At 56.4% G+C, this 17,382-nt stretch carries 16 protein-coding genes; 15 read left to right on the forward strand and 1 reads right to left on the reverse strand.

The window, feature by feature from the left end; all coding sequences use genetic code 11:
• Nucleotides 1-78: 78 nt before the first annotated feature.
• Nucleotides 79-1,122 carry a DUF1176 domain-containing protein gene (locus tag OGV38_RS00890; protein WP_103766637.1) on the forward strand — a complete coding sequence of 348 codons (1,044 nt, stop codon included), beginning with the start codon at nucleotides 79-81 and terminating at the stop codon, nucleotides 1,120-1,122.
• Here the strand turns inward: OGV38_RS00890 and tkt are convergent.
• Nucleotides 1,112-3,106 carry a transketolase gene (tkt, locus tag OGV38_RS00895; RefSeq protein ID WP_016157105.1) on the reverse strand — a complete coding sequence of 665 codons (1,995 nt, stop codon included), beginning with the start codon at nucleotides 3,104-3,106 and terminating at the stop codon, nucleotides 1,112-1,114. The genes OGV38_RS00890 and tkt overlap by 11 nt on opposite strands.
• Nucleotides 3,107-3,386: 280 nt before the next feature.
• Here tkt and maeB point away from each other — a divergent pair, with 280 nt between their 5' ends.
• From maeB to eutB, 14 genes are all read left to right on the forward strand, one after another.
• Entirely contained in the window at nucleotides 3,387-5,666 is a 2,280-nt protein-coding gene (maeB, locus tag OGV38_RS00900; RefSeq protein WP_016153959.1) for an NADP-dependent oxaloacetate-decarboxylating malate dehydrogenase, read from the forward strand.
• A gap of 160 nt (nucleotides 5,667-5,826) precedes the next feature.
• A complete protein-coding gene (gene eutS / locus OGV38_RS00905) occupies nucleotides 5,827-6,162 on the forward strand; it encodes an ethanolamine utilization microcompartment protein EutS (RefSeq protein WP_003037995.1) in 336 nt (111 codons plus the stop codon).
• A gap of 12 nt (nucleotides 6,163-6,174) precedes the next feature.
• Nucleotides 6,175-6,654: an ethanolamine utilization acetate kinase EutP gene (eutP, locus tag OGV38_RS00910; RefSeq protein WP_016153958.1), complete on the forward strand. Its 480-nt coding sequence runs from the start codon at nucleotides 6,175-6,177 to the stop codon at nucleotides 6,652-6,654.
• Nucleotides 6,632-7,336 carry an ethanolamine utilization acetate kinase EutQ gene (gene eutQ / locus OGV38_RS00915; RefSeq protein WP_049270083.1) on the forward strand — a complete coding sequence of 235 codons (705 nt, stop codon included), beginning with the start codon at nucleotides 6,632-6,634 and terminating at the stop codon, nucleotides 7,334-7,336. Before eutP ends, eutQ begins: the two co-directional genes overlap by 23 nt.
• Nucleotides 7,337-7,345: 9 nt before the next feature.
• Nucleotides 7,346-8,149: an ethanolamine utilization cob(I)yrinic acid a,c-diamide adenosyltransferase EutT gene (eutT, locus tag OGV38_RS00920; RefSeq protein ID WP_049282277.1), complete on the forward strand. Its 804-nt coding sequence runs from the start codon at nucleotides 7,346-7,348 to the stop codon at nucleotides 8,147-8,149.
• A complete protein-coding gene (pta, locus tag OGV38_RS00925; RefSeq protein WP_269517388.1) occupies nucleotides 8,146-9,162 on the forward strand; it encodes a phosphate acetyltransferase in 1,017 nt (338 codons plus the stop codon). The genes eutT and pta overlap by 4 nt, the downstream gene beginning before the upstream one ends.
• 36 nt (nucleotides 9,163-9,198) lie before the next feature.
• Nucleotides 9,199-9,492: an ethanolamine utilization microcompartment protein EutM gene (gene eutM, locus OGV38_RS00930; protein ID WP_003835054.1), complete on the forward strand. Its 294-nt coding sequence runs from the start codon at nucleotides 9,199-9,201 to the stop codon at nucleotides 9,490-9,492.
• A 114-nt stretch (nucleotides 9,493-9,606) separates the two neighbouring features.
• The gene (eutN, locus tag OGV38_RS00935) at nucleotides 9,607-9,894 is read left to right on the forward strand and encodes an ethanolamine utilization microcompartment protein EutN (RefSeq protein ID WP_016153954.1); all 288 of its coding nucleotides are present in this window, start codon (nucleotides 9,607-9,609) and stop codon (nucleotides 9,892-9,894) included.
• Between the two features lie 11 nt (nucleotides 9,895-9,905).
• Complete coding sequence (locus OGV38_RS00940) at nucleotides 9,906-11,309, forward strand: aldehyde dehydrogenase family protein (RefSeq protein WP_016153953.1); 1,404 nt, start codon at nucleotides 9,906-9,908, stop codon at nucleotides 11,307-11,309.
• Nucleotides 11,310-11,321: 12 nt separating this feature from the next.
• Entirely contained in the window at nucleotides 11,322-12,161 is an 840-nt protein-coding gene (gene eutJ, locus OGV38_RS00945; protein ID WP_016153952.1) for an ethanolamine utilization protein EutJ, read from the forward strand.
• On the forward strand, nucleotides 12,151-13,338 hold the full coding sequence (gene eutG / locus OGV38_RS00950) for an ethanolamine utilization ethanol dehydrogenase EutG (RefSeq protein ID WP_016153951.1): 1,188 nt from the start codon (nucleotides 12,151-12,153) through the stop codon (nucleotides 13,336-13,338). The genes eutJ and eutG overlap by 11 nt, the downstream gene beginning before the upstream one ends.
• 27 nt (nucleotides 13,339-13,365) lie before the next feature.
• Nucleotides 13,366-14,598, forward strand: coding sequence for an ethanolamine utilization protein EutH (gene eutH / locus OGV38_RS00955; RefSeq protein ID WP_016153950.1), 1,233 nt, complete (start codon nucleotides 13,366-13,368; stop codon nucleotides 14,596-14,598).
• Entirely contained in the window at nucleotides 14,595-15,998 is a 1,404-nt protein-coding gene (eutA, locus tag OGV38_RS00960; RefSeq protein WP_286472849.1) for an ethanolamine ammonia-lyase reactivating factor EutA, read from the forward strand. The genes eutH and eutA overlap by 4 nt, the downstream gene beginning before the upstream one ends.
• Nucleotides 15,999-16,009: 11 nt before the next feature.
• A complete protein-coding gene (gene eutB / locus OGV38_RS00965) occupies nucleotides 16,010-17,371 on the forward strand; it encodes an ethanolamine ammonia-lyase subunit alpha (protein WP_003038029.1) in 1,362 nt (453 codons plus the stop codon).
• Nucleotides 17,372-17,382 lie beyond the last annotated feature (11 nt).

Raw genomic sequence — 17,382 nt, forward strand, 5'->3', positions numbered from 1 at the left:
ATTCTTATTGAGCCACATCAGTCGCGCAAGGAAGATACCGCTTAGGCTGTGTGTTTTGACTTCGGGGTTGTACCGTCCATGCGCTATCGCGTTATTTTACTTTTCCTGCTCGGGTTGTTACCCGTCCGTTTGCTGTGGGCCGCGCCCGCGCAACAGACGTTTTCTGACTGGCAGGTGACGTGCAATAACCAAAACTTTTGCGTGGCGCGCAATACCGGGGAACATCACGGCCTGGTCATGACCTTGAGCCGCAGTGCCGGGGCACATACCGACGCCGTGTTGCGTATTGAACTGGGTGGGCTGGAATCGCCCACAGCCAAAGAGAGCGATATTGCGCCACGTCTGCTACTGGATGGTGCGCCGCTCCCGCTTCGCGGCGAACACTGGCGTATTACCCCCTGGCAACTGATGACCGATGATCCGGCCACCATCAGCGCATTTTTAACAACCGTACAGGACGCGAAGGCAATAACCCTGCAAAAAGGGACGCAAAACCTGTCCCTGGTCGGGCTAAAAGCCGCGTTGCTTTTTATCGACGCCCAGCAAAAACGGGTCGGTAGCGAAACCGCATGGATCGAAAAAGGCGACGAGCCTCCGCTCAGCGTACCTCCCGCTCCTGCTTTAAAAGGCGTGGCTGTGATTAACCCAACGCCAACGCCTCTCACGCAACAAGAGCGCAGTGAATTGCTGGATTACGGTAACTGGCGGATCAACGGTATTCGCTGTTCGATCGATCCGCTGCGTCGCGAGATGCGCGTCACGGCCTTAACGGATGATAAAGCGCTGCTTATGATCGGCTGTGAAGCCGGGGCATATAACACCATCGATCTGGCGTGGGTGGTTTCACGTACTACCCCGTTGACGTCACGGGCGGTACGGCTAAGCCTGCCTTTTAAAACGGATGCGGAAAGTCGCGATATGGAGCTGACCAACGCCACGTTTGATGAGAAGTCGCGCGAGCTGGTAACCCTCGCTAAAGGTCGAGGGTTGGCAGATTGCGGTATCCAGACCCGCTGGCGCTACGACGGCCAGCGTTTTCGTCTGGTGCGCTATGCCCAAGAGCCAAGCTGCGATAACTGGCATGGGCCAGATGCCTGGCCCACGCTGTGGATCACACGTTAAGCACCTTATGCGCTTTGTCGACAATGTTATCCACCGTAAAGCCGAAGAACGGGAACAGCTTGTCTGCCGGAGCCGACTCCCCATAACCCGTCATACCGACAATCGCCCCTTTCAGCCCAACATATTTGTACCAGTAGTCGGCAATTCCTGCTTCTACCGCCACGCGCGCGCTGACGTTTGAGGGGAGGACCGATTCCCTATACGCCTCATCCTGGGCGTCGAAAATATCGGTTGAGGGCAGAGAAACCACTCGCACGTTACGACCTTCACCGGTCAGTTTTTCCGCCGCCAGCAGCGTGATTTCCATTTCTGAACCGGTAGCAATCAGAATAACATCCGGCTTACCACCACCATCCTTCAGCACATAGCCGCCGCGGGCAATCTGCTGCACTTGCTCAGGCGTCCGCTCAACCTGCGCCAGATTTTGCCGCGAGAGGATCAGCGCCGTTGGCCCGTCATGGCGTTCGACCGCCAGCTTCCAGCCTACCGCCGCTTCAACCTGATCGCAGGGTCGCCAGGTGCTGAAATTAGGCGTCAGACGCAGGCTGGCGAGCTGTTCGACGGCCTGGTGCGTGGGACCATCTTCCCCAAGGCCAATCGAGTCGTGGGTATAAACCATGATTTGTCGGGCTTTCATCAGCGCCGCCATGCGTGCGGCATTACGGGCATATTCGACAAACATCAGGAACGTTGCGGTGTACGGTACGAAGCCCCCGTGGTGAGCGATACCGTTGGCAATCGCGGTCATGCCAAATTCCCGCACGCCGTAGTGGATGTAATTTCCTGCATGATCCTCTTTAAGAGAAGTGGAGCCTTTCCAGATGGTCAGGTTGCTGGGTGCCAGATCTGCCGAACCGCCAAGCAGCTCAGGCAGTATCGGCCCGTAGGCGTTCAGGGTATTTTGCGAGGCCTTACGGGTGGCGATTTTGGCCGGATTGGCCTGCAGCTCGGTGATATATTTCTGGGTCGTTTCTTCCCACTCTTCCGGCAGTCCACCGCTCATCCTGCGGGTAAACTCTGCCGCCAGATCCGGATGCGCATGTCGATAAGCGGCGAATTTCTCATTCCAGCTCTGTTGGGCTTTCTCGCCTTTTTCACGAGCGTCCCACGCCCGGTAAATCTCTTTGGGGATTTCAAAGGCAGGATGATGCCACCCCAACTTCTGTCGGGTCAGCGCCACTTCTTCTTCACCCAGCGCAGCGCCGTGCGCTTCTTCTTTCCCGGCTTTATTCGGTGAACCAAAACCAATCACCGTGCGGCAGATAATCAGCGACGGTTTATCGGTAACGGCCTGCGCTTCCTGAATCGCTTTTTTCACCGCCTCAGGGTCATGACCGTCAATCTCGTGCACTACATGCCAGTGATAGGCCTCAAAGCGTTTCGCGGTATCGTCGGTAAACCAGCCGTCGGTTTCGCCATCAATTGAGATGCCGTTGTGATCGTAAAAGCCGATGAGTTTGCCAAGTCCCAGGGTGCCCGCCAGCGAGCACACTTCGTGAGAAATGCCCTCCATCAGACAGCCGTCGCCCATAAAGACCCAGGTATAGTGATTAACAATCTCGTGGTCTGGCTGGTTAAACTGCGCCGCCAGCGTGCGTTCTGCAATCGCCATTCCGACAGCGTTGGCTAAACCCTGACCCAACGGTCCGGTGGTGGTCTCCACGCCCGGCGTATAGCCAATTTCCGGGTGTCCTGGCGTCTTCGAATGGAGCTGGCGGAAGTTCTTTAACTCTTCGAGCGGCAGGTTGTATCCGGAAAGATGCAACAGGCTGTAAAGCAGCATTGAGGCGTGGCCATTGGATAAAATAAACCGGTCACGATCGTACCAGGTGGGATCGGACGGGTTATGGCGCAGGAAATCGTTCCACAGTACTTCGGCAATATCGGCCATCCCCATTGGTGCGCCAGGGTGGCCAGAGTTAGCTTTTTGGACGGCATCCATACTTAGCGCACGAATGGCATTGGCAAGCTCTTTACGGGTCATAGGAAATACTCCTTGAAAAGTAAAGTGTTAGATGCGTGTTGTGATTCACACTTTTGAGATAATTGCGGGCGTTGTCAGCAAAAAGCATAGCAGACAAGCATGGTATTGCTGGCTTAAGCAGGTAACATAGATGTTATAAATTGATAACAAATTCTTTCTTTGAAAGGTGAGAGTATGGGGACCTTCAAAGTTTGTGCCGTTGACTGAGGTGATAATGTGCGGCTCAGTAGAATGGTTACCCGCGCCACTTTTTTGATAGATACGTGAAAGGAACAACAAGATGGATGACCAGTTAAAACAAAGCGCCCTCGATTTCCACGAATTTCCGGTACCCGGTAAAATCCAGGTTTCTCCGACCAAGCCTCTGGCAACCCAGCGCGACCTCGCGTTGGCCTACTCGCCGGGCGTGGCTGCACCGTGTCTTGAAATTGAAAAGGACCCGCTGGCAGCCTACAAATACACCGCACGCGGCAACCTGGTTGCGGTTATTTCCAACGGTACTGCGGTTCTGGGCCTGGGTAATATTGGCGCGCTGGCCGGTAAACCAGTGATGGAAGGTAAAGGCGTTCTGTTTAAGAAATTCGCCGGGATTGACGTGTTCGACATCGAAGTTGATGAACTCGATCCGGATAAATTTATCAACGTGGTAGCGGCGCTTGAACCAACGTTTGGCGGCATTAACCTCGAAGATATCAAAGCGCCGGAGTGCTTCTACATTGAGCAAAAACTCCGTGAGCGCATGAATATTCCGGTATTCCACGATGACCAGCACGGTACGGCAATCATCAGTACTGCCGCAATCCTTAACGGTCTGCGGGTGGTTGAGAAAAATATCTCTGATGTGCGCATGGTGGTGTCCGGTGCAGGTGCGGCGGCGATTGCCTGTATGAACCTGCTGGTGGCGCTGGGTATGCAGAAACACAACATTGTGGTCTGTGACTCCAAAGGGGTGATTTACAAAGATCGTGAACCAAACATGGCGGAAACCAAAGCGGCTTACGCAGTGGTGGATGACGGTAAGCGTACGCTGGATGATGTCATTGACGGCGCAGACATTTTCCTCGGTTGCTCTGGTCCGAAAGTGCTGACGCAGGAAATGGTTAAGAAGATGGCGCGTGCGCCAATGATCCTGGCCCTCGCCAACCCGGAACCGGAAATCCTGCCGCCGCTGGCGAAAGAGGTGCGTTCTGACGCCATCATTTGCACCGGCCGTTCCGACTACCCGAACCAGGTTAACAACGTTCTGTGCTTCCCGTTCATCTTCCGCGGCGCGCTGGACGTCGGCGCTACTGCCATCAACGAAGAGATGAAACTGGCCGCGGTACACGCCATTGCTGAGCTGGCGCACGCCGAGCAGAGCGAAGTGGTGGCCTCCGCCTATGGCGACCAGGACCTGAGCTTCGGGCCGGAATACATTATTCCGAAACCGTTCGACCCGCGTCTGATCGTCAAAATCGCCCCTGCGGTGGCGAAGGCGGCGATGGATTCCGGTGTGGCAACGCGTCCGATTGCCGACTTTGATGCTTACATCGATAAGCTGACCGAATTCGTCTACAAAACCAACCTGTTCATGAAGCCGATTTTCTCTCTGGCACGCAAAGCGCCGAAGCGCGTGGTGCTGACTGAAGGGGAAGAGGCGCGTGTACTGCATGCCACGCAGGAGCTGATCACTTTAGGTCTGGCGAAACCGATCCTGATCGGTCGTCCGAGCGTTATCGAAATGCGTATCCAGAAACTGGGTCTGCAGATCAAAGCGGGCGTCGATTTTGAGATCGTCAACAATGAATCCGATCCGCGCTTTAAAGAGTACTGGAGCGAGTACTACCAGATTATGAAACGTCGTGGTATTACCCAGGAGCAGGCGCAGCGTGCGGTAATTGCCAACACCACGGTGATCGGCGCGATCATGGTGCAGCGCGGCGAAGCGGATGCAATGATCTGCGGTACGATTGGCGACTACCATGAGCACTTCAGCGTGGTGAAAGAGGTGTTTGGTCACCGCGATGGCGTGCATACAGCCGGGGCGATGAACGCCTTGCTGCTGCCAAGCGGTAACACCTTTATCGCCGATACCTACGTTAACGACGATCCTACGCCGGAGCAACTGGCGGAAATCGCCGTGATGGCGGCAGAAACCGTGCGTCGCTTTGGTATCGAACCAAAGGTAGCGCTGCTGTCGCACTCCAACTTTGGCTCATCTAACTGTCCGTCGGCCAGCAAAATGCGCGAAGCGCTGGAGCTGATTAAGGCGCGTGCGCCAGAGTTGATGATTGATGGCGAAATGCACGGCGATGCTGCGCTGGTGGAAAGCATCCGTCATGACCGCATGCCGGACAGTCCGCTGAAAGGCTCAGCGAATATTCTGGTGATGCCGAATATGGAAGCTGCCCGTATTAGTTACAACTTACTACGCGTTTCCAGCTCTGAAGGCGTAACGGTCGGCCCGGTGCTGATGGGGGTTGCGAAACCGGTTCACGTATTAACGCCGATCGCTTCTGTTCGTCGTATCGTTAATATGGTGGCGCTGGCGGTCGTAGAAGCCCAAACTCAGCCGCTGTAATTTCACTTTAATTTATTTCCGGCGCGGGTTTCTCCCGCGCCTTTTTATTTCCCCTTTCTTAGTGATCCACTTCACCTTTTAAACATGGTTGCCGAATTTTGTTATTTACTCTGACAAAAAATTGCCACGATGAGGGCAGTTTTAGCGGAGGTGGTGAGCAATGGAAAAAGAACGCATTATTCAGGAATTTGTGCCGGGGAAACAGGTTACGCTGGCGCATCTCATTGCGCACCCTGGTGAGGAACTGGCGAAAAAGATCGGCGTTCCCGAAGCGGGTGCCATCGGCATCATGACGCTGACGCCAGGCGAAACCGCGATGATTGCCGGTGACTTAGCTATGAAGGCGGCAGATGTACATATCGGCTTTCTCGATCGATTCAGCGGTGCGCTGGTCATCTACGGCTCGGTAGGCGCGGTAGAAGAAGCGTTATTACAGACGGTAAGCGGTCTGGGTCGGTTATTAAATTTCACTTTGTGCAACCTGACAAAAAGTTAATCAGAGGCGGCGATGAAACGTATTGCGTTTGTCGGTACGGTGGGGGCGGGGAAAACAACGCTCTTTAATGCGCTACAGGGAAATTATTCCCTCGCCAGAAAAACACAGGCCGTGGAGTTTAATGAAAATGGCGATATCGACACGCCAGGAGAATATTTTAGCCATCCGCGCTGGTATCACGCCTTAATTACCACGCTGCAGGATGTTGATACGTTGATTTATATACACGCGGCAAATGATAAAGAAAGTCGCTTACCTGCCGGGCTGTTGGATATCGGCGCCAGTAAACGACAAATCGCCGTTATCAGCAAAACGGACATGCCGGATGCCGACGTCGCCGCAACGCGACAACTACTTCGCGGGATAGGGTTCCAGGAGCCGATTTTCGAACTCAACAGCCATGACCCGCGCAGCGTGCAGCACCTGGTGGATTATCTGACTGAGCTCAGCCAAAAGGAGGAAAGGGCAGGTGAAAAAACTCATCACAGCTAACGATATTCGTGCGGCCCACGCACGCGGCGAACAGGAAATGTCGGTTGTTCTGCGCGCCAGCATCATCACCCCGGAGGCGCGCGAAGTTGCGGAGCTGCTGGGCGTCACCATCAGTGAATGCGATGAATCCGCGCCAACCGTCGCTGCTGCTGCACCGGCTGCGGTGGATGATGGCAAAACGGAAAGCCAGCGCATTCGCGAAACCATCATTGCGCAGTTACCGGAAGGGCAGTTTACCGAAAGCCTGGTCGCCCAACTGATGGACAAAGTCATGAAGGAGAAACAGTCGCTGGAGCAGGGCGGAATGCAGCCGAGCTTTAACTCGGTGACCGGCAAAGGCGGCGTCAAAGTCATCGACGGCAGCAGCGTGAAGTTTGGTCGTTTTGACGGCGCACAGCCGCACTGCGTGGGTTTAACCGATCTGGTGACCGACCAGGACGGTAGCAGCATGGCCGCCGGGTTCATGCAGTGGGATAACGCTTTTTTCCCATGGACGCTGAACTACGACGAAATCGACATGATTCTGGAAGGCGAGCTGCACGTTCGCCACGAAGGCGAAACCATGATTGCTAAAGCCGGGGACGTGATGTTTATCCCGAAAGGCTCCAGCATCGAATTTGGTACGCCATCGACGGTGAAATTTCTGTATGTGGCCTGGCCTGCGAACTGGCAGTCCTGCTAAGGCGGATGTATGAAGGATTTCATTACCGAAGCGTGGCTTAGAGCGAATCATACGCTCAGCGAAGGGGCTGAAATTCATCTCCCCGCTGATGCTCGCCTGACGCCATCTGCCCGGGAATTACTGGAAAGCCGACATCTGCGCATTAAGTTTATCGACGAGCAGGGTAGCCTGTTTATTGATGACGAAGAACAGCAGCCGCAGCCGGTGCATGGTTTAACCAGCAGCGATACGCATCCACAGGCCAGTTGCGAACTGTGTCATCAACCGGTGGTGAAGAAAGCAGACACGCTGACGCATCTGACAGCGGACAAGATGGTCGCTAAAAGTGACCCGCGCCTGGGATTTCGCGCCGCGCTGGACAGCACCATCGCCCTGGCCGTGTGGTTGCAGATAGAGCTGGCGGAACCGTGGCAGCCGTGGCTGGCGGATATCCGTTCGCGTCTGGGCAACATTATGCGCGCCGACGCTATCGACGAGCCGCTGGCAGCACAAGCTATCGTCGGGTTAAGCGACGAAGATTTACACCGGCTTTCGCATCAGCCGCTGCGCTATCTGGACCACGACCATCTGGTGCCTGAAGCCAGTCATGGCCGTGATTGCGCGTTGCTTAATCTGCTGCGTACCAAAGTTCGTGAAACGGAGACGGTGGCGGCCCAGGTATTCATCACCCGTAGTTTTGACGTGATGCGACCGGACATCATGCAGGCGCTCAATCGCCTTTCCAGTACGGTCTACGTGATGATGATTCTGAGCGTAGCGAAGCATCCACTGACGGTTAGCCAAATTCAACAGCGACTGGGGGAGAAGCAATGATCATTGAACGTGCTCGTCAACTCGCCCAGCGCTCACCTGCACGGGTGGTGTTCCCGGATGCGCTGGATGTTCGGGTGTTGAAAGCGGCAAATTACCTGCATCAGCACGGTCTGGCACATCCTGTTCTCGTCGCCAGTCCGTTTGCGCTGCGCCAGTTTGCCCTCAGCCATCGGGTGGCGATGGATGGCATTCAGGTTATCGCCCCGCAAAGCAACCAGTCCATGCGTGAAGAGTTTGCGCTGCGCTGGCTGGCCCGCGCGGGAGATAAAACGCCTGCAGATGCGCTGGAAAAACTCAACGATCCGCTGATGTTCGCCGCCGCCATGGTTAGCGCGGGTAAAGCTGACGTCTGTATTGCGGGCAATTTGTCGTCGACAGCAAACGTGCTGCGCGCTGGGTTACGCATTATTGGGCTACAGCCAGGCTGTAAAACGCTGTCGTCAATTTTCCTGATGCTGCCGCAGTACCTCGGGCCGGCATTAGGGTTTGCCGATTGCAGCGTCGTGCCGCAGCCCACAGCCGCACAGCTGGCGGATATTGCGATTGCCAGCGCGCAGACATGGCAGGCGATCACCGGTGAAGAACCGCGCGTGGCCATGCTGTCGTTTTCAAGTCAAGGCAGTGCTCGTCATCCTAACGTCGCTAACGTGCAGCAGGCTACGGAGATCGTTCGTGAGCGTGCCCCGCAGCTTACCGTGGATGGGGAACTGCAATTTGATGCCGCCTTTGTTCCGGATGTCGCCGCGCAAAAAGCGCCCGCCAGTCCGTTAAAGGGCAATGCCAATGTGATGGTCTTCCCATCGCTGGAGGCAGGCAATATTGGCTACAAAATCGCCCAGCGTCTGGGAGGGTATCGTGCCGTAGGTCCGTTAATCCAAGGGCTTGCCGCACCGCTTCATGACCTCTCTCGCGGCTGTAGCGTACAGGAAATTATCGAACTGGCGTTGGTGGCAGCAGTGCCGCGTCAGACTGACATGAGTCGTGAAAACGCCTCACACACACTGGTTGTTTAGGTCCCGTTCTGGACCCCTTAATGAGAGGAAAACACAATGGAAGCATTAGGAATGATTGAAACCCGGGGCCTGGTTGCACTGATTGAGGCTTCTGACGCAATGGTTAAAGCGGCACGCGTGAAACTGGTCGGCGTGAAGCAGATCGGCGGCGGTCTGGTTACTGCAATGGTCCGTGGCGACGTAGCGGCATGTAAAGCCGCAACGGATGCTGGTGCTGCTGCTGCACAGCGTATTGGTGAGCTGGTTTCCGTACACGTAATCCCGCGTCCGCATGGCGATCTGGAAGAAGTGTTCCCGATCAGCTTTAAAGGCGACAGCAACGACATGTAAGTCGTCCATGTGACGCCACAGACTTCATTGCTGGCGTCACCCTCTCTCCTTTTCACATTACCTTCTGCGGAGGGTAGGGGGAGGTTTTACCTGAAATATGCCACGGAGGCGCGTATGAAACTGGCAATCGTCACAGGACAAATTGTTTGTACCGTACGCCATCAGGGGCTCGCGCACGACAAGTTGCTGATGGTGGAAATGATTGATGCCTGCGGAAATCCCGACGGGCAATGTGCTGTTGCTATCGACAGCATTGGGGCGGGAACCGGAGAGTGGGTGCTGCTGGTCAGCGGAAGCTCAGCCCGTCAGGCGCACCGTAACGAATCATCACCTGTCGATCTGTGCGTGATTGGCATTGTTGATGAAGTGGTGGCAGGTGGTCAGGTGATCTTCCATAAATAAGGCAGAAAATCATGAATCAACAGGATATTGAACAGGTCGTGAAAGCGGTACTGCTGAAAATGAAAGACAGCAGCCAACCCGTCAGTGCCGTTCAAGAAATGGGCGTTTTTGCCTCCCTGGATGACGCAGTGGCGGCAGCAAAACTGGCCCAGCAAGGGCTGAAAAGCGTTGCCATGCGCCAACTGGCTATCACGGCTCTACGTGAGGCGGGCGAAAAACATGCCCGAGAATTAGCGGAACTTGCCGTCACAGAAACCGGCATGGGACGCGTTGAAGATAAATTTGCCAAAAATGTGGCGCAGGCACGCGCCACGCCGGGCGTGGAATGCCTGTCTCCACAGGTTCTGACCGGTGATAACGGCCTGACGCTGATTGAAAACGCGCCGTGGGGCGTGGTGGCCTCGGTGACACCGTCCACCAACCCGGCTGCGACCGTTATTAACAACGCCATCAGCCTGATTGCGGCTGGCAACAGCGTGGTCTTCGCACCGCATCCGGCTGCCAAGGGCGTGTCTCAGCGCGCTATCACTCTGCTTAACCAGGCGGTAGTTGCTGCAGGCGGACCGGCAAACCTGCTGGTTACCGTGGCCAATCCGGATATCGAAACCGCCCAGCGTCTGTTTAAGTACCCAGGCATCGGCCTGCTGGTGGTGACCGGCGGTGAAGCCGTAGTGGATGCCGCGCGTAAGCACACCAACAAACGTCTGATTGCCGCCGGTGCGGGAAATCCGCCGGTGGTGGTTGATGAAACGGCTGATCTGGCACGCGCAGCCCAGTCGATCGTCAAAGGCGCTTCGTTTGACAACAACATTATCTGCGCCGACGAAAAAGTGCTGATCGTGGTCGATAGCGTCGCTGATGAGCTGATGCGTCTGATGGAAAGCCAGCATGCAGTCAAGCTGACCACGGCTCAGGCCGAACAGCTGCAACCGGTGCTGCTGAAAAATGTCGATGAACGCGGTAAAGGCACGGTCAGTCGTGACTGGGTAGGTCGCGACGCAGGAAAAATCGCTGCGGCGATTGGTCTGAACGTACCGGAGCAAACCCGGCTGTTGTTCGTCGAAACCTCTGCGACTCACCCGTTTGCCGTAACCGAACTGATGATGCCGGTTCTGCCGGTCGTGCGGGTCGCCAACGTCGATGAGGCCATTGAACTGGCGGTCAAGCTTGAAGGCGGCTGTCACCATACGGCGGCGATGCACTCGCGCAATATCGACAACATGAACCGCATGGCCAACGCCATTGATACCAGCATTTTCGTTAAGAACGGACCGTGCATTGCCGGTCTTGGACTCGGCGGCGAAGGCTGGACCACGATGACCATTACCACGCCAACCGGGGAAGGGGTGACCAGCGCACGCACGTTTGTGCGTCTGCGTCGCTGTGTGTTGGTGGATGCCTTCAGAATTGTATAAGGAGTGAACGACATGGCGCACGACGAACAACGTTGGCTGACACCCAGATTGCTAAAAGCGGCAACGCTATGTAACCAGACGCCCGTAAAGAGCGATTCACCGCTGTGGCTGGGCGTGGATTTGGGGACGTGTGATGTGGTGTCGATGGTTGTCGACAGTGACGGACAGCCGGTTGCGGTTTGCCTGGACTGGGCCGACGTCGTGCGCGATGGCATCGTCTGGGATTTCTTCGGTGCGGTGACCATCGTTCGTCGCCATCTCGATACGCTCGAACAACAGTTGGGTTGCCGCTTTACCCACGCGGCAACCTCGTTTCCACCGGGAACTGACCCACGGATCTCGATCAACGTGCTGGAATCTGCCGGGCTTGAAGTCAGTCATGTGCTCGACGAACCGACCGCGGTGGCAGACCTGTTGCAGCTTGATAACGCTGGCGTGGTGGATATCGGTGGCGGTACCACCGGGATTGCGATTGTGAAGCGAGGCAAGGTGACTTACTCCGCCGATGAAGCGACCGGCGGGCACCACATTTCTCTGACGCTTGCCGGGAACCGTCGCATCCAGTTGGAAGAGGCGGAGCAGTACAAACGCAGCAACGGTAAAGAAATCTGGCCGGTGGTTAAGCCGGTCTACGAAAAAATGGCGGAAATTGTGGCTCACCATATTGCCGGACAGGGCGTGGCTGATTTATGGCTGGCCGGTGGTTCCTGTATGCAGCCGGGCGTTGATGAACTGTTTCGTAAGCGTTTCCCGGAACTGCAGGTGCATTTACCCCAGCACAGCCTGTTTATGACCCCGCTGGCGATTGCAAATAGCGGAAAAGAAAAAGCGGAAGGAATCTATGCAAGCTGAATTGCAGACCGCGCTCTTTCAGGCATTCGATACCCTGAATCTGCAACGCGTAAAAACGTTTAGCGTTCCACCGGTTACGTTGTGTGGACTGGGAGCGCTCAGTACCTGCGGACAGGAAGCACAAACGCGCGGCCTGACGCATATGTTCGTCATGGTCGACAGTTTCCTGCACCAGGCGGGGATGACCGCCGCACTGGAACGCAGCCTGGCGATGAAAGGCGTGGCGATGACGCTGTGGCCATGTCCGGTGGGCGAACCGTGCATTACGGACGTCTGCGCGGCGGTCGCGCAACTGCGTGAATCGAAGTGCGATGGCGTAGTGGCCTTTGGTGGCGGTTCCGTATTGGATGCCGCAAAGGCTGTGGCGTTGCTGGTGACCAATCCTACCCAGACGCTGGCAGACATGGATGAGAGCAGCGCGTTACGCCCGCGTCTGCCGCTGATTGCCGTACCGACTACCGCCGGAACGGGTTCAGAAACCACTAATGTCACGGTGATTATCGACGCCGCGACCGGGCTTAAAAAAGTGCTGGCCCACGCAACCCTGATGCCGGATGTGGCGATTCTTGACGCCGCGCTGACGGAAGGTGTGCCCGCACACGTAACGGCGATGACCGGGATCGATGCGCTGACGCACGCCGTTGAAGCGTATAGCGCTCTGAACGCGACACCGTTTACCGACAGTCTGGCGATTGGCGCGATTGCGATGATAGGTAAATCGCTGCCGAAGGCCGTTGGCTATGGTCAGGATCTGGCGGCGCGAGAAAGCATGCTACTGGCTTCCTGTATGGCCGGGATGGCGTTTTCCAGCGCGGGGCTGGGCCTGTGTCACGCGATGGCGCACCAGCCGGGTGCGACGCTGCACATCCCACATGGACAGGCTAACGCCATGCTGCTGCCCACAGTAATGGGTTTCAACCGCATGGTGTGTCGTGAGCGTTTCAGCCATATCGGACGGGCGCTAACCAACAAGAAGTCGGACGATCGCGATGCCATCAACGCCGTCAGCGAGCTGATTAGCGAAGTGGGCCAGACCAAACGACTCTCTGACGTTGGGGCAAAGCCCGAGCATTACAGCGCATGGGCTCACGCCGCGCTGGAGGATATTTGTATTCGCAGTAACCCACGCACCGCCACGCAGGCCGACATTATCGCGTTGTATGCGGCGGCACAATAAATACACATATGACAGGGAGTGAAGGTTATGGGAATTAACGAAATCATCATGTACATCATGATGTTCTTTATGCTGATTGCCGCCGTGGACAGGATCCTGTCGCAGTTCGGCGGTTCGGCACGCTTCCTCGGTAAGTTCGGGAAGAGTATTGAGGGATCGGGCGGCCAGTTTGAAGAAGGTTTTATGGCGATGGGCGCGCTGGGTCTGGCGATGGTCGGTATGACCGCGCTGGCACCGGTACTGGCGCATGTGCTCGGGCCGGTGATTATTCCACTGTACGAAATGTTGGGCGCGAACCCGTCGATGTTTGCCGGAACGCTGCTGGCGTGCGATATGGGCGGCTTCTTCCTGGCGAAAGAACTGGCGGGCGGCGACGTTGCGGCGTGGCTGTACTCCGGCCTGATCCTCGGGGCGATGATGGGGCCGACGCTGGTCTTCTCTATTCCGGTTGCGCTGGGGATTATTGAGCCGTCCGACCGTCGTTATCTGGCGCTGGGCGTGCTGGCTGGGATCGTCACCATTCCGATTGGCTGTATTGCGGGTGGTTTGATCGCGATGTACTCCGGTGTCGAAATCAACGGGCAGCCGGTGGAGTTCACCTTCGCGCTAATCCTGATGAACATGATCCCGGTGCTGATCGTTGCCGTGCTGGTGGCGCTGGGACTGAAATTCATCCCGGAAAAAATGATCAACGGCTTCCAGATCTTCGCGAAATTCCTAGTGGCGCTGATCACCATCGGTCTGGCGGCAGCGGTAATCAAATTCCTGCTCGGCTGGGAACTGATTCCGGGTCTTGATCCTATCTTCATGGCACCGGGTGACAAGCCAGGTGAAGTGATGCGCGCCATCGAAGTTATCGGTTCTATCTCCTGCGTGCTGCTGGGTGCGTACCCAATGGTACTGCTGCTGACCCGCTGGTTTGAAAAGCCGCTGATGAGCGTCGGTAACCTGTTAAAAATCAATAATATTGCGGCTGCGGGCATGGTGGCGACGCTGGCGAACAACATCCCAATGTTCGGCATGATGAAGAATATGGATACCCGCGGCAAAGTGATCAACTGCGCTTTTGCGGTCTCCGCAGCCTTCGCTCTGGGTGACCACTTAGGTTTCGCCGCGGCCAACATGAACGCGATGATCTTCCCAATGATTGTCGGCAAGCTGATTGGCGGCGTGACGGCGATTGGTGTGGCTATGCTGTTGGTACCGAAAGACGAAGATGTTCCGGCACCAGCAGAAACCAACCCGGAGGCGCAATCGTGAATACTCGCCAGCTACTCAGCGTCGGTATCGATATCGGCACCACCACCACTCAGGTCATCTTCTCGCGCCTTGAGCTGGTCAACCGTGCGGCAGTGTCGCAGGTGCCGCGTTACGAATTCATCAAACGCGAAATTAGCTGGCAAAGCCCGGTGTTCTTTACCCCCGTTGATAAGCAGGGCGGGTTGAAAGAGGCCGAACTTAAGGCGCTGATCCTCGCCCAGTATCAGGCGGCGGGAATTGCGCCTGAGACCGTCGATTCCGGCGCGATCATCATTACCGGAGAAAGTGCCAAAACCCGCAACGCGCGACCAGCGGTGATGACGCTCTCTCAGTCGCTGGGGGACTTCGTGGTTGCCAGCGCCGGTCCGCATCTGGAATCAGTGATTGCCGGTCACGGCGCAGGGGCTCAAACCCTGTCAGAGCAGAAGTTGTGCCGCGTACTGAATATCGACATCGGTGGCGGGACGTCGAACTACGTCCTGTTCGATGCCGGAAAAGTCAGCGGTTCGGCCTGCCTGAACGTCGGCGGACGACTGCTGGAAACGGACGGTCAGGGGCGGGTAGTGCATGCGCATCAGCCAGGACAGATGATTGTTGATGACGTATTTGGTCCAGGCACCGACGCCTGGACCCTCAATGCGGCGCAGCTTGTTCAGGTGGCCCGACGGATGGCGGCGCTGATCGTTGAGGTGATTGACGGCACGCTGTCACCGCTGGCGCAGGCGCTGATGCAAACCGGTCTGTTGCCGACGGGTGTGAAGCCGGAAGTGATTACGTTGTCCGGCGGGGTGGGCGAGTGCTACCGCAACCAGCCTGCCGATCCATTCTGTTTTTCCGATATTGGGCCGCTGTTAGCGACGGCGCTGCATGAACATCCGCGCCTGCGTGAGATGAACGTGCAGTTCCCGGCGCAAACCGTGCGCGCCACGGTGATTGGCGCCGGTGCGCATACGCTGTCGCTTTCGGGCAGCACCATCTGGCTGGAAGGTGTGGCGCTTCCGCTGCGCAATCTGCCGGTGGCGATTCCGGTTGATGAGGCTGATTTGGTGGCCGCCTGGCAACAAGCGCTGATGCAGCTCGATCTGGACCCGCAAACAGACGCTTACGTGCTGGCGCTACCCGGTTCGCTGCCTGTGCGCTACGCCGCGCTGTTAACGGTTATTGATGCGCTACTGGCCTTTGTCGCGCGCCATCCGAATCCGCATCCCCTGCTGGTGGTAGCCGAGCAGGATTTTGGTAAAGCCCTGGGCATGCTGTTACGCCCACAGTTACAGCAACACCCGCTGGCAGTCATCGATGAGGTGGTTGTCCGGGCGGGGGACTATATCGACATTGGTACGCCTCTTTTTGGCGGATCGGTTGTGCCGGTGACGGTGAAATCACTCGCATTTCCTTCCTGAGGGAACGACTTATGAAACTAAAGACCACATTGTTCGGCAATGTTTATCAGTTTAAGGATGTTAAAGAGGTGCTGGCAAAAGCCAACGAACTGCGTTCGGGGGATGTGCTGGCAGGGGTAGCTGCAACCAGTTCGCAAGAGCGAGTGGCGGCCAAACAGGTGCTGTCGGAAATGACGGTAGCGGATATCCGCAACAACCCGGTGATTTCCTATGAAGAGGACTGCGTGACGCGTCTGATTCAGGACGACGTCAACGAAACGGCCTATAACCGCATCAAAAACTGGAGTATCAGCGAGCTGCGCGAGTACGTGCTGAGCGATGAAACCTCCGTTGATGACATTGCGTTTACGCGCAAAGGATTAACGTCGGAAGTGGTCGCAGCGGTTGCAAAAATCTGCTCTAACGCGGACCTGATCTACGGCGGTAAGAAAATGCCGGTGATCAAAAAGGCCAACACCACCATTGGTCTGCCGGGCACCTTCAGCTGTCGTTTACAGCCGAACGACACCCGTGATGACGTGCAGAGTATTGCGGCACAAATCTACGAAGGGCTGTCCTTCGGGGCGGGCGATGCGGTGATTGGCGTTAACCCGGTAACAGATGACGTGGAAAACTTAAGCCGCGTACTTGATACCGTGTACGGCGTCATCGACAAATTCAATATCCCGACCCAGGGCTGCGTCCTGGCGCACGTTACTACCCAGATCGAAGCCATTCGTCGCGGCGCGCCGGGCGGGCTGATTTTCCAGAGTATCTGCGGCAGCGAGAAAGGCTTAAAAGAGTTTGGCGTTGAGCTGGCCATGCTGGATGAAGCGCGTGCAGTGGGCGCTGAGTTTAACCGTATCGCTGGGGAAAACTGCCTGTACTTCGAAACCGGACAAGGGTCTGCGCTCTCCGCTGGCGCTAACTTCGGTGCCGATCAGGTGACGATGGAAGCACGTAACTACGGTCTGGCGCGTCACTACGATCCGTTCCTGGTGAACACCGTTGTCGGCTTTATCGGGCCGGAGTATCTCTACAACGACCGTCAGATTATTCGCGCGGGTCTGGAAGATCACTTTATGGGCAAGCTGAGCGGCATCTCAATGGGCTGCGACTGCTGCTATACCAACCATGCTGATGCTGACCAGAACCTCAACGAAAACCTGATGATTCTGCTCGCCACCGCTGGCTGCAACTACATCATGGGCATGCCGCTCGGTGACGACATCATGCTCAACTATCAGACCACCGCCTTCCACGACACCGCGACCGTGCGCCAGTTGCTGAACCTGCGTCCGTCGCCGGAGTTTGAACGCTGGCTGGAAACCATGGGCATTATGGCAAACGGTCGCCTGACCAAACGGGCGGGCGATCCGTCACTGTTCTTCTGATGACGCGGGGA

This window comes from Citrobacter sp. Cb080 (assembly GCF_030334745.1).
In the GTDB taxonomy this organism is placed as follows: domain Bacteria; phylum Pseudomonadota; class Gammaproteobacteria; order Enterobacterales; family Enterobacteriaceae; genus Citrobacter; species Citrobacter braakii.